At 66.3% G+C, this 13092-nt stretch carries 13 protein-coding genes; 12 read left to right on the forward strand and 1 reads right to left on the reverse strand.

Annotation, left to right across the window (positions count from 1 at the left end):
- The 12 genes from nuoL to queA all read left to right on the forward strand — a co-directional run bounded on the left by nuoL (position 1) and on the right by queA (position 11956).
- Positions 1 to 2043 (forward strand): NADH-quinone oxidoreductase subunit L, encoded by a 2043-nt coding sequence (gene nuoL / locus GV161_RS24845; protein WP_152014579.1) that lies wholly within the window; start codon positions 1 to 3, stop codon positions 2041 to 2043.
- Positions 2044 to 2047: 4 nt separating this feature from the next.
- Positions 2048 to 3559, forward strand: coding sequence for an NADH-quinone oxidoreductase subunit M (locus GV161_RS24850; protein WP_152014580.1), 1512 nt, complete (start codon positions 2048 to 2050; stop codon positions 3557 to 3559).
- A gap of 10 nt (positions 3560 to 3569) precedes the next feature.
- Positions 3570 to 5000 (forward strand): NADH-quinone oxidoreductase subunit NuoN, encoded by a 1431-nt coding sequence (gene nuoN, locus GV161_RS24855; protein ID WP_152014581.1) that lies wholly within the window; start codon positions 3570 to 3572, stop codon positions 4998 to 5000.
- An 8-nt stretch (positions 5001 to 5008) separates the two neighbouring features.
- Positions 5009 to 5788, forward strand: a complete 780-nt coding sequence (locus GV161_RS24860) for a biotin--[acetyl-CoA-carboxylase] ligase (protein WP_244624068.1) — start codon at positions 5009 to 5011, stop codon at positions 5786 to 5788.
- Positions 5789 to 5957: 169 nt separating this feature from the next.
- Positions 5958 to 7628 carry a ribonuclease J gene (locus GV161_RS24865; RefSeq protein ID WP_152014582.1) on the forward strand — a complete coding sequence of 557 codons (1671 nt, stop codon included), beginning with the start codon at positions 5958 to 5960 and terminating at the stop codon, positions 7626 to 7628.
- A 48-nt stretch (positions 7629 to 7676) separates the two neighbouring features.
- Complete coding sequence (mce, locus tag GV161_RS24870; protein WP_091829432.1) at positions 7677 to 8081, forward strand: methylmalonyl-CoA epimerase; 405 nt, start codon at positions 7677 to 7679, stop codon at positions 8079 to 8081.
- 3 nt (positions 8082 to 8084) lie between these two features.
- Positions 8085 to 8486 carry a RidA family protein gene (locus GV161_RS24875; RefSeq protein WP_152014583.1) on the forward strand — a complete coding sequence of 134 codons (402 nt, stop codon included), beginning with the start codon at positions 8085 to 8087 and terminating at the stop codon, positions 8484 to 8486.
- Positions 8483 to 8713 carry a DUF1467 family protein gene (locus tag GV161_RS24880; RefSeq protein WP_152014584.1) on the forward strand — a complete coding sequence of 77 codons (231 nt, stop codon included), beginning with the start codon at positions 8483 to 8485 and terminating at the stop codon, positions 8711 to 8713. The genes GV161_RS24875 and GV161_RS24880 overlap by 4 nt, the downstream gene beginning before the upstream one ends.
- A 395-nt stretch (positions 8714 to 9108) precedes the next feature.
- The gene (locus GV161_RS24885) at positions 9109 to 9681 is read left to right on the forward strand and encodes a peptidylprolyl isomerase (protein WP_152014585.1); all 573 of its coding nucleotides are present in this window, start codon (positions 9109 to 9111) and stop codon (positions 9679 to 9681) included.
- 4 nt (positions 9682 to 9685) lie between these two features.
- Complete coding sequence (locus GV161_RS24890; protein ID WP_159741843.1) at positions 9686 to 10318, forward strand: hypothetical protein; 633 nt, start codon at positions 9686 to 9688, stop codon at positions 10316 to 10318.
- A complete protein-coding gene (locus GV161_RS24895) occupies positions 10318 to 10785 on the forward strand; it encodes a peptidylprolyl isomerase (protein WP_152014587.1) in 468 nt (155 codons plus the stop codon). The genes GV161_RS24890 and GV161_RS24895 overlap by 1 nt, the downstream gene beginning before the upstream one ends.
- A gap of 76 nt (positions 10786 to 10861) precedes the next feature.
- Positions 10862 to 11956 (forward strand): tRNA preQ1(34) S-adenosylmethionine ribosyltransferase-isomerase QueA, encoded by a 1095-nt coding sequence (gene queA, locus GV161_RS24900; RefSeq protein ID WP_152014588.1) that lies wholly within the window; start codon positions 10862 to 10864, stop codon positions 11954 to 11956.
- Here the strand turns inward: queA and GV161_RS24905 are convergent, their stop codons facing one another.
- Positions 11957 to 12973 carry a purine nucleoside permease gene (locus GV161_RS24905; RefSeq protein WP_152014589.1) on the reverse strand — a complete coding sequence of 339 codons (1017 nt, stop codon included), beginning with the start codon at positions 12971 to 12973 and terminating at the stop codon, positions 11957 to 11959.
- Positions 12974 to 13092: the final 119 nt, after the last annotated feature.

Here is a 13092-nt window from a genome sequence, read left to right on the forward strand (position 1 = left end):
ATGTATCAAGCGATCGTCTTCCTTCCCCTGATCGGCTTCCTGATCGCCGGCCTTTTCGGCCGGCTGATCGGCGCCCGCGCCTCGGAGATCGTCACCACCACGCTGCTGCTGGTCTCGGCGGCGCTGTCCTGGGTCGCCTTCTTCCAGGTCGGCTTCGGCTCCGGCACCACCCGTGTCCAGGTCGCGACCTGGCTGGCCTCGGCCGATCTGCGCGTCGACTGGGCCTTCCGTATCGACACGCTGACTGCGGTCATGCTGGTCGTGGTCAACACCGTCTCCTCGCTCGTGCACCTCTACTCAATCGGGTACATGCACGAGGATCCGTCGCGGCCGCGCTTCTTCGGCTATCTGTCGCTGTTCACCTTCGCCATGCTGATGCTGGTGACGGCCGACAACCTTGTGCAGATGTTCTTCGGCTGGGAAGGCGTCGGTCTCGCCTCCTATCTGCTGATCGGCTTCTGGTACCAGAAGCCCTCAGCCAACGCCGCGGCGATCAAGGCCTTCGTGGTTAACCGCGTCGGTGATTTCGGCTTCCTGCTCGGCATCTTCCTGGTTTTCGTGCTGACCGGCTCGGTCGCCTTCGACAGCATCTTCCCGCAGATTGCCGGGCTCACGGAGCGCAGCTTCCGCTTCCTCGGCTATGACTGGAACGCGCTGACGCTGACCTGCCTGCTGTTGTTCATGGGCGCCATGGGCAAGTCGGCGCAGTTCATGCTGCACACCTGGCTGCCGGACGCGATGGAAGGCCCGACTCCGGTCTCGGCGCTGATCCATGCCGCGACCATGGTCACCGCCGGCGTCTTCATGGTCGCGCGCCTGTCGCCGATCTTCGAATACGCTCCGGTCGCGCTGACCGTCGTCGTCGTCATCGGCGCCACCACGGCCTTCTTCGCCGCGACCGTCGGCCTGGTGCAGAACGACATCAAGCGCGTCATCGCCTATTCGACCTGCTCGCAGCTCGGCTACATGTTCGTGGCGATGGGCGTCGGCGCCTACTCGGCGGGCATCTTCCACCTGTTCACCCACGCCTTCTTCAAGGCGCTGCTCTTCTTGGGCGCCGGCTCGGTCATCCATGCGATGCACCATGAGCAGGACATGCGGAACATGGGTGGCCTCAGGAAGTACATCCCGTGGACCGCGGCCGCGATGACGATCGGCACGCTGGCGCTGACCGGCTTCCCGCTCTTCGCCGGCTACTTCTCCAAGGACGCGATCATCGAGAGCGCCTACGCCTCGGTGGCGCATGGCGGCTTCGCCAGCTCCTATGCCTTCGTGTTGCTGGTCGTCGCCGCGCTGATGACCTCGTTCTACTCCTGGCGGCTCTACTTCATGACCTTCGAGGGCACCCCGCGCTGGGGCGGCCACGGCCATGGTCACGACGATCATGCGCATGGTCACGGGCATGACGATCACGCCCATGCCGCGCATGCTCACGACGATCACGATCACGGTCACGGTCATGGTCATGGTCACGACCACACGCCGCATGAGAGCCCGCTCGTCATGCTGATCCCGCTCGCCGTGCTCTCGCTCGGTGCGCTTGCGGCCGGCTACGTCTTCAAGGAGGCGTTCATCGGCCACGACTACGAGCATTTCTGGAAGGCGGCGCTGTTCACCGGCAAGGACAACCACATCCTGCACGCCATGCACGAAGTGCCGAAATGGGTGGTCTGGTCGCCCTTCGTCGCGATGCTGGTCGGGTTCCTGCTGGCGCTCTACATGTACGTGCTGCGCAAGGACGTGCCCGGCAAGCTCGCCGCGGCCAACCCGGTGCTCTACAAGTTCCTGCTCAACAAGTGGTACTTCGACGAGATCTACGACTTCCTGTTCGTGCGTCCGGCGATGTGGCTCGGGCGCTTCCTCTGGAAGAAGGGTGACGGCGCCGTCATCGACGGCTTCGGCCCTGACGGGGTCTCGGCCCGTGTCGTCGACGTGACCAACCGGGTCGTGCGGCTGCAGACCGGCTATGTCTACCACTATGCCTTCGCCATGCTCATCGGCGTCGCCGGGCTGGTGACCTGGTACCTCATGGCCCGCGGGTGAGATGATGTTCGGCTTCGGTATCCTCACCGGTCTCCTGGTCCTGCCGCTGGTCGGCGCCGCCTTCATCCTGGCGCAGCGCGGCGACGAGGCCTCGGTCAACTCCAACGCCCGCTGGGCGGCGCTGATCGCGACGCTCGCGACCTTCATCCTGGCGCTGGTCGCCTGGGGCCGCTTCGACTCGGCTAATCCCGGCTTCCAGATGGTCGAGACCCACGCCTGGGTCTCCGACATCATCAAGTTCAAGCTCGGCGTCGACGGCTTCTCCTTCCCCTTCGTTGTCCTGACCGCCTTCCTGATGCCGTTCTGCATCCTGGCGTCCTGGACCTCGGTCGAGAAGCGGGTGCGCGAATACATGGTCGCGTTCCTGATCCTCGAGACGCTGATGATCGGCGTCTTCGTGGCGCTCGACCTCGTGCTGTTCTACCTGCTGTTCGAGGCGGGCCTGATCCCGATGTTCCTGATCATCGGCATCTGGGGCGGCAAGCGCCGGGTCTACGCGTCGTACAAGTTCTTCCTCTACACGCTGCTCGGCTCGGTGCTGATGCTGCTCGCCATCATGGCGATGTACTGGAACGCCGGCACCACCGACATCCCGACGCTGCTGACGCACAAGTTCCCGGTCCAGATGCAGCCCTGGCTCTGGCTCGCCTTCTTCGCCTCCTTCGCGGTGAAGATGCCGATGTGGCCGGTCCACACCTGGCTGCCCGACGCGCACGTCGAGGCGCCAACGGCCGGCTCGGTCATCCTGGCGGCGATCCTCTTGAAGATGGGCGGCTACGGCTTCATCCGGTTCTCGATCCCGATGTTCCCGGACGCCTCGGCGATGTTCGCGCCGCTGGTCTTCGCGCTCTCCGTCATCGCCATCATCTACACCTCGCTGGTGGCGCTGATGCAGGAGGACATCAAGAAGCTGATCGCCTACTCCTCGGTGGCGCATATGGGCTTCGTCACCATGGGCCTGTTCACCCTGACGCCGCAGGGCATCCAGGGTGCGATGTTCCAGATGGTGAGCCACGGCCTGGTTTCGGGCGCGCTCTTCCTCTGCGTCGGCGTGATCTACGACCGCATGCACACCCGCGAGATCGCCGCCTATGGCGGCCTGGTGAACCGGATGCCGCTCTATGCGGTGGTGTTCATGATCTTCACCATGGCCAATGTCGGCCTGCCTGGCACCGCCGGCTTCGTCGGCGAGTTCCTGACGCTGATGGGCGCCTTCAAGGCCAATCCCTGGGTGGCGTTCCTGGCGACCACCGGCGTGATCTTGTCGGCGGGCTATGCGCTCTGGCTCTATCGCCGTGTCGTCTTCGGCGAGCTCACGAAGCCCGAGCTCAAGGACATTACCGACCTCAACGCCCGCGAGATCGCGATCTTCGTGCCGCTCGTCCTGCTGACGATCTGGTACGGCATCGCGCCCGGCACGATCCTCGACGCCTTCGCGGCGCCGACCGAAGCCCTCATCAAGAATTATCAGGCCGCCATCACCGCCGCGAAGACGGCGATGCTGGCAGTCCAGTAAGGCTGCTCCGATGACCACCTTGCCCGCTTTCGGTCCGGCGCTTCCGGAAATCGTCATGGCGCTGGGCGCCATCGCCATGGTGCTCTACGGCGCGATCCAGGGTGAGCGCTCGACGCGCACGCTCGAGATCGCGGCGCTCGCGCTGCTGGCTCTGGCGCTGGTGCTCGTCCTGCGTGGCGAGGGCAAGGTCGTCACCTTCAATGGTGCCTTCATCGCCGACGGCTTCGCCCGCTTCATGAAGGTGCTGACCCTGATCGGTGCAGCGGCGGCGATCGTGCTTTCGGCCGATTTCCTGCGCCGCGACGGCGCCATGCGCTTCGAATTCCCGATCCTCGTCGTCCTCGCCACCATCGGCATGATGATGATGATCTCGGCTAGAGACCTGATCGGGCTCTATGTTGGCCTGGAGCTGCAGTCGCTCGCGCTCTACGTCGTCGCCGCCTTCGACCGCGACAATCCGCGCTCGACCGAGGCCGGCCTGAAGTACTTTGTCCTCGGCGCGCTCTCCTCGGGCATGCTGCTCTACGGCGCGTCGATGGTCTACGGCTTCACCGGCACGGTGAGCTATGCCGGCATCGCCGAAGCGGTGAAGGGCGGCCATCCGGGCATCGGCCTGATCATCGGCCTCGTCTTCGTTGCCGCCGGCGTCGCCTTCAAGATCTCGGCCGTGCCGTTCCATATGTGGACGCCTGATGTCTATGAGGGCGCCCCGACCCCGGTCGCCGCCTTCTTTGCCTCGGCGCCCAAGATGGCGGCGATGGCGATGACCGTGCGCATCTTCGTCGGTGCCTTCCCGGGCGCGCTGCACGACTGGCAGCAGATCATCCTCTTCATGTCGATCGCCTCGATGGCGCTGGGCGCCTTCGCCGCGATCGGCCAGACCAACATCAAGCGACTGCTCGCCTATTCCTCGATCGCGAACATGGGCTATGCGCTCGTCGGCCTTGCTGCCGGCACGCCGGCCGGCGTCCAGGGCGTGATGACCTATATGGCGATCTATCTCGCCACCACGCTCGCCGCCTTCGCCTGCGTCCTGATGATGAACCGCAATGGCAAGCCGGTCGAGGAGATCGGCGAGCTCGCCGGCCTGTCCCGCACCAATGGCTGGATGGCCTTCGCGATGTCGATGATGATGTTCTCGCTCGCCGGCATCCCGCCGCTCGCCGGCTTCTGGGCGAAGTGGTACGTCTTCCTCGCTGCGATCGAGGCCAAGCTCTACGTGCTCGCCGTCGTCGGCGTGATCACCAGCGTCGTCGGCGCCTATTACTATCTGCGGATCGTCAAGCTGATCTATTTCGACGATGCCAAGCCGGCCTTCGACAAGGGCGACGCCGGCGTGCGCACCGTGCTGCTGATCTCGGCGCTGTTCGTGCTGGTGCTGTCCTTCCTGCCGGCGCCGCTGTTCGACTCCGCTGCTGCAGCAGCGAAGTCGCTGTTCTGAGGACCTAGGTGCTCGGCGAATCCGCCCGCGCCGCCGGCTATCGCCTGATCGTCCGCGACGAGGTCGCCTCCACCATGGAGGAGGCGCGGCGGGCTCTGGGCGAGGGCGATCCGGGCCAGCTTTGGATCGTTGCCAGGAGCCAGAATGCCGGCCGCGGCCGGCATGGCCGGCATTGGGGCTCGCCGCCCGGCAATCTCTACGCCAGCCTGCTTCTGGTCGCGCCATGCGAGCCGGCGCTGGCGCCGCAACTCGGCTTCGTTGCGGGCCTTGCCCTGCACGATGCTGCTGCAGCCGTGACCGGCCTTTCCGCGCCGACACTTGCCTTGAAATGGCCGAACGACCTTTTGATCGGCGGGGCCAAGACCTCGGGCCTGTTGCTCGAGGGCGAGAACCGGGCAGGGCGTTTCAACGTCGTCATCGGTATTGGGGTCAACGTGGCCTCTGCCCCGGAGGGCACGCCCTATCCAGCCGCCCGCCTTTCCGCGCATGCAGCGGACGTGACCGTAGAGCGCCTTCTGGTGGCCCTGTCGGATGCCTGGCACCAGCGCTTCTCGGCCTGGTCGCTGCCGGGCGGTTTCGGCCCGACCCGCGCCGCCTGGCTGGAGCGCGCCGCCTATCTGGGTGAGACCATCACCATGCGCCTGCCGGAGGGGCCGGTCTCCGGCCGCTTCCTCGGCCTCGACGCCTCCGGACGGCTCGAACTGGAGACGGACGTCGGCCGACGGCTGATCGATGCCGGCGATCTCTATTTCGGCGCCGCCGCGCCAGCCTCCCCGATCCAGAGCTGATATGGGCGGGCGCTCCTGCCGCTATGGAGGCAGGGGCGAGGGCATGCTAGAGCGGGGTTCGTTTGGGCGGATACACAGTCCGTCATCCCGGACAGGCGGTCTTGGCCGCGCCATCGCGGCCGAATCGACGGTCGAATTCCTTAGCCCGTGACTTGCGTCAGGATAGCCAGTGACCCGTTCCAGCGACCAGCTCGTCTTCGTTCCGCTCGGTGGCCTCGGCGAGATCGGCATGAACGCCGCGCTCTACGGCTTCGGGCCGGAAAAGAAGCGCAAATGGATCCTGGTCGATTGCGGGCTCTCCTTCGCCGGGCCGGAGGCGCCGGGCGTCGACATCGTCCTGCCCGACCTCAGCTACATCATCCAGGATCGCGCCAATCTGCTCGGCATCGTCATCACCCACGCCCATGAGGACCATATCGGCGCGCTCGCCGCGCTCTGGCCCTCGCTGCGCGTTCCGGTCTGGTGCACGCGCTTCGCCGCCGGGCTGCTGGCGACCCGGCGCCTCTCCGAGCCGGGCGCGCCCAAGGTCGAGATGAACATCGTCGCCCAGGGCGGGCGCTTCACGCTCGGCCCGTTCGATATCGAGTTCGTCCCGGTGGCGCATTCGATCCCGGAATCGAACGCGCTCGCGATCCGCACCCCGGCCGGCCTCGTCGTCCATACCGGCGACTGGAAGATCGACCCGACCCCGCGCGTCGGCCTGCCGACCGACGAGGCGCGCCTGCGCGAGCTCGGCGAGGAGGGCGTGCTGGCGCTGATCTGCGACTCCACCAATGTCCTGCGCGACGGCATCAGCCCGAGCGAGGCGGATGTCGCCGCCAAGCTCCAGGAGCTGGTCGCCTCCGCCCCGAACCGCGTCGCCGTCACGACCTTCGCCTCGAATGTGGCGCGCCTGCGCGCCGTCGCCGAGGCTGCGATGGCCAATCAGCGCGAGGTCGTCGTCGTCGGCCGCGCCATGGACCGCGTCATCGACGTCGCCCGCGAATGCGGCTTCCTCGACGGCATTCCCGCTTTCCGCGGGGTCGAGACCTATGGCTATCTGCCGCGCGACAGGGTCGTGGCACTCGTGACCGGCAGCCAGGGTGAGCCGCGCGCCGCGCTCTCGCGGATTGCTGCCGACGACCATCCCGAGATCGCGCTCTCGCCGGGCGACCGGGTGATCTTCTCCTCCCGTACCATCCCCGGCAACGAGAAGGCCGTCGGCGCTATCCTCAATCGGCTGGCGCGCGACAATATCGAGATCATCACCGACCGCACCCATCTCGTGCATGTCTCCGGCCACCCGCGGCGCGAGGAACTGGCGCGGCTCTATGGCTGGCTGAAGCCGAAGATTGCCATCCCTGCTCATGGTGAGGATCAGCACCTGACCGAGCACGCCACCTTCGCCCGCAGTCTCGGCGTCAAGCATGTGCTGCGCGCCGGCAATGGCGATGTCGTTGCGATCGCCGAGGATGGGGCCCGCAAGCTCACCGAAGTCCAGCATGGCCGGCTCTACCAGGATGGCGAGCTGCTGATCGGCGCTCTCGACCGCACCATTCCCGAGCGCCGCAAGCTGTCCTTCGCCGGCGTCATCTCGATCGCGGTGGCGTTGGATGAGAAGGGCGAACTTGCCGGCGACCCGGAGGTCGCGCTGATCGGCCTGCCGCTTGCCGCCAAGGATGGCACGCCCTTCGACGATATCGTCGCCGACGCGGTCGAAGACCTGATCGAGGGCCTCTCCAAGGGCAAGCGCCGCGATCCGGAAGCCGTGCGCAGCGCGCTCGAACGCGGCGTGCGCGCCGCGGTCAACGAGGAGTGGGGCAAGAAGCCGCTGGTGAACGCGCTGGTGATCACGGTGTAGGATCGGGCATATCGCCAGCTGAACGCTGCGCCTGAACGGAGTCTTTGAATGATCGGACGCCTCAACCACGTCGCCATCGCCGTGAAGGATCTTGCCGCCTCGACCGCGCTCTATCGCGATACGCTCGGCGCCCGCGTCTCGCAGCCGCTGCCGCAGCCTGAGCATGGCGTTACCGTGGTCTTCGTCGAGCTGCCGAACACCAAGGTCGAACTGCTGGAGCCGATGGGCGCGGATTCGCCGATCGCCAAATTCCTCGAGCGCAATCCCGACGGCGGCATCCACCACATCTGCTACGAGGTCGACGACATCCTCGCGGCGCGTGACCGGCTGAAGGCGCAGGGCGCGCGCGTGCTCGGCTCGGGCGAGCCGCGCATTGGCGCCCATGGCAAGCCGGTGCTGTTCCTGCACCCCAAGGATTTCTGTGGCACGCTCGTCGAGCTGGAACAGGCCTGAGCCATGACCTCCGAGATCGCATTCTTCGGCGAGCCGGAAGCCGGCTCGGCGCGCCCCTTCAGCCTCGCGACGCGGGCGGGCGGCCTCGTCTTCGTCTCCGGCCAGTCGGCTCCTCATGAGCCGGCCAAGGGAGTCTTGCGGGGCGAGACACCGGCCGAGCAGGTGCGGCAGGCGCTGGCGCATGTCGCCGCCATCCTGGCCGAGGCCGGCAGCAGTCTCGATCGCGTCGTGCAGATGACGATGCTGATCACCGACCCCGGCGACTATGCCGCCTGCAATGCTGAATATGTGAAGCATTTCCCGAATGGCTTGCCGGCTCGGCACACCGCGCGGTTCGGCGTGCCGACCGACGCCAAGGTCGCGTTCGCATGCATTGCGTTGGCTGGCGAGGGCAGGCCGTCATGACGATCGGCGGCGGTCTCGCGGTCTATTTCGTGATCTGGTGGACGGTACTGTTCGCCGTGTTGCCTTTTGGCGTGCGCAGCCAGGCGGAAAGCGGCGACATCGAGAAGGGCACCGATCCCGGTGCTCCAGTCCTGCCGGGTCTGGTCAAGAAGGCGATCGCGACGACGATCCTCGCCGGCATCGTCTTTTGCATCGTCTGGTATGTCTGGACCCAGCTCGATGCCTGAACAGTGTTCAGTAGAGCTTAGCGTATAGACCAAAACAAAAGGCAAGGCTTGCGCCTTGCCTTTGGAAGTCTGTTTTTTTACCGCAGTATCGGCGCGCCGTTATTCCCGCGCACTCATATACCAGACGGCTGTTTGTTCCTCCCGAGACCTGGTCCGCGGCGCCCTGAAAACGGTCGGGCGAGCCCAGCGCCAGAGTGATTAGCCGATCGCAATAATGTTGTCACCTGTTTAGGCAGGTCGAGATCGAGTTTTTTGCAAAATTATTCCAATTTGCTCTTGTGCAGTGCAACATTGTTCGCCGTGCGCGATTCCGTGCCTTGTTCCAGTCATAGGATGCCGCTACCTCGCAAAGGCAGATGCGCCGGGCCGTTCCGGCGGTCAGGAGAGGTTTTCCGATGCTTCGCACCACGCTCGCCGCCCTGGCACTGTCCGCCTCGATCGGCCTGGCCCAGTCTCAAGCAAATGCCCAGGCGCCGGCACCGGCTAATCTCGATCCGCAGAACACCCTGGCACTCGACACCAAGGACGGGCGCGTCACCATCCGCCTGCGGCCGGACCTCGCGCCCAGGCATGTCGAGCAGATCAAGGCGCTGACCAAGCGCGGTTTCTATGACGGCATCGTCTTCCACCGCGTCATCGACGGCTTCATGGCCCAGACCGGCGATCCGAAAGGCGACGGCACCGGCGGTTCCGACCTGCCGAACATCCCGGCCGAATTCACTCCGACACCCTACAAGGTCGGCTCAGTCGGCATGGCGCGCTCCCAGAGCCCGAACTCGGCCAATTCGCAGTTCTTCATCTGCTTCGAGGGCTGCGGCTCGCTGACCGGCCAGTACACCCTGTTCGGCGAGGTCGTCTCGGGCATGGACGCCGTGCGCAAGATCAAGAAGGGCAGCAGCGCCAACAACGGTTCGGTGAGCGGCCCCGACAAGATCGTCCGCATGCGCCTGCTGGCGGACGCCAAGTAATCCGATGCGCCGCTCGCGCGTGCCTGCGCTCATGCTTGTGCTGCTGGCCTGCGCCAGTGGCCCGGCGCAGGCGCAGGACACGCGCGACCTTGGCCTGCCGCCTGCTTCGGGCTTCCAGAACCCCGTCCTGCCACCGCCGTCCGGCTCGCAGAACCCGGTGCTGCCGCCGCAATCGGGCCAGCGCTACATGCCGGGTGTCGGCGGCCCGTTCGGCGAGGGCGCACGCCGTCCGGTGGCACCGTCTCCGACGCCCGGCGTCGATCGCGGCGTCATCGGCACCGTCAATCCCGAGACGATCGGCTTCGGCGAAGCGACAGTCGACCGGCTCGACCAGATCGGGCCGGCGCTGCGGCGCTGCTGGAAGCCGCCTGCGCTCGATGCCCAAAGCGGCGGCGCCAGCGCCAGTGTCCGCTTCAGCTTGCGCCGCGACGGCACGCTCTTCGGCCAGCCGCGCGTCACCTGGGAGATGCGGCGCGCGCCGCCCGGTTTGCGCGAGCGTTTCAGCGACTCCTTGATGCGTGCGGTGCGCGATTGCACGCCGATGAGGTTGTCGCCGGGGCTCGGAGGGAGTATCGCAGGCCGCCCGATTACCATCCGCTTCTTCGGCCGTGTGCCGACCAACGAAAGATCAGTCTGATGTCGCTCGATCCCGAGAACACCCTCGTCATGGAGACCACCAAGGGCCGCGTGGTGATCAAGCTGCGGCCGGACCTCGCCCCCAACCATGTCGAGCGCATCAAGCTGCTCGCCCGCGAGGGCTTCTACGACGGCATCGTCTTCCACCGCGTCATCGACGGCTTCATGGCGCAGGTCGGCTGCCCGCACGGCACCGGCACCGGCGGCTCGAGCTATCCGGACCTCGCCCAGGAGTTCAACGCCGAGCCGCATGTCCGCGGCATCTGCTCGATGGCCCGCGCCCAGAATCCGAATTCGGCCAACAGCCAGTTCTTCATCGTCTTCGACGACGCCCGCTTCCTCGACAAGCAGTACACCGCCTGGGGCCAAGTCGTGGAAGGCATGGAGAACGTCGACAAGATCAAGCGCGGCGAGCCGGTGCGCGATCCCGACTCCATCGTCTCGCTGAAGGTTCAGGCGGACGCCTGAGGCGTTCCCACACGTCGCGAACAAAGTCATCCCGGGTCGACTTGGTCGGCCCGGGATGACTTTTTAGGATCGGTCCATGGACGTCGGCCTCTTCGACTTCGACCTGCCCGAGGAACGCATCGCGCTGCGGCCGGTGAGCCCGCGCGATGCGGCGAAACTGCTCGTCGTCCGCCCCGATGCGCCGGAGCCATTCGAGGATCGCGGCATCCGCGACCTCGTCGAACTGCTCCAGCCGGGCGATGCCCTGGTGCTGAACGATACCCGCGTCATTCCCTCAAGGCTCTGGGGTCGGCGCTATCGCGGCGAAGCCTCGGCCCGCATCGAGATCATGCTGCACAAGCGCGAGGCGGATGACCGCTGGCGCGCCTTCGCTCGTCCGGCCAAGAAGCTCAATGTCGGCGAGACGATCGTCTTCGACAGCGACGGCGCCGGCAATGCCTGCGAACTCGCCCGGTTGCAGGCCGAGGTCGAGGACAAGGGGGAGGGCGGCGATATCGGCCTGCGCTTCTCGCTGACCGGCCCTTATCTCGACGAGGCGATCGCGCGGCTCGGTGAATTGCCGCTGCCACCCTATATCGCCGGCAAGCGTGCCACCGACCAGGCCGACGCCCGCGATTACCAGACGACCTATGCCCGCGAAGAAGGCGCCGTCGCTGCGCCGACGGCCGGCCTGCATTTCACGCCCGAGCTGTTCGCGGCGCTGAAGCAGCGCGGCGTCTCCAGCCATTTCGTTACGCTGCATGTCGGCGCCGGCACCTTCCTGCCGGTCAAGGCAGACGACACCGACGAACATCGCATGCATGCAGAATGGGGCACGGTCAGCGCCGCGACGGCGGACGCGCTCAACGCGGTCAAGGCTGCGGGCGGGCGCATCGTCGCGGTCGGCACGACCTCGCTGCGCCTGCTCGAAAGCGCGACCAGCGAGGATGGCGTCATCAAGCCGTTCTCGAGTGACACGGCGATCTTCATCACGCCGGGCTATCGCTTCCGCGCCGTCGACCTGCTGATGACCAATTTCCACCTGCCGCGCTCGACGCTGTTCATGCTGGTCAGCGCCTTCAGCGGGCTCGATGTGATGAAGCGCGCCTATGCCCACGCCATCGCCGAGGGCTATCGCTTCTATTCCTATGGCGATGGCAGCCTGCTGTTTCGGGCCGACACGCCCGCCTGACTATTTTGCCGGCAGCGGCGGCACGCCCTTCTGCCATTCGCCCCAATTGCCGACGATGTGATCGACGACGCGCGATCCGACCACCTCGACATTGGCGACGGTCTCGGCGAAGCCGCCGGCCGTCTGGCCCGGCGCGGGGTCGAGATGCTGCTGGGTCGTCTCGTTCGGATTGCCCTGGTCGAAATTGACCGCGCCGCGCAGGCTGAGGATCCGGTCGGTGCCGAACTGGCGCTTGATCACCAGCGTGATTGCCGCCGCCTCCATCTCGGTGATGACATAGTCGTCGGCGCCATAGAGCTTCGCCATGTACTGCGCCTCCTTCGACAGGCCGGGGCCGTGGAAGAAGGTGTCGCCGGTCATATGCGTGCCGGTCTGGACGGAGGGCGCCGCGCGCGCCTTCTCGTCCGGGTAGCGCTGGCGATATTGCTTCGCCGACTCCGAATCCTGCAGGTTGACCCCGGCACTGAGCCGCGTCGCCCAGCCGACCAGCGTCGGGTTGAGCTTGAAGACCCGGTACTCCTCATAGCCCTTGCGCGGGATGAACACCGGCTCGCCCGGCTTGCCCTCCTCCGGCGCCCAGCGATGGCCGAGATCATAGTCGACCAGCCAGGTGCCCCAGGAGACGTCGCCAATCGTGCCGCGCGAAGGCGGCGTGCCGGCGACGCCGGTGATGACGAAATAGGCCTGCGAGAAGTCGTAGTCTGGATCGAGCAGGATCGCCTGCATCGAGGAGGACGAGTTGACCTTGCCCATGCCGAGCACCGCGCCGCAGACGCCGTCGTCATTGCAATAGGCCGGCTTCAGTGCGCCGCGCACCTCGTGCGGCTGGCTCTTCTGCCAATAGCGCTCATACCAGTGCTGGAACTCGCCGGCCCGGTCGCCGGTATTGGCGCCGATCTCGAACATCGAGGCGACGAAGACCTTGACCTTGGTCGGTGCTGCCTCTGCCGCACCGCCAATGCCGAGCGGGGCGAGGCTGAGAAGGGCTGCTCCGAGCCCGCTGGCGATCCGGTTCATGGCGCTCTCCTTGCCCCTGCGTGATGGAGCAGCCTTGCAGCTTGCATGCCGCGGCGGAGCGATCAAGCCGATCGCTGGAAAGGCTGGCCCGTCCCCCCCGCTCGCGGTTGGGAAGGGTC

The sequence above is a fragment of the Bosea sp. 29B genome (assembly GCF_902506165.1).
GTDB lineage: Bacteria > Pseudomonadota > Alphaproteobacteria > Rhizobiales > Beijerinckiaceae > Allobosea.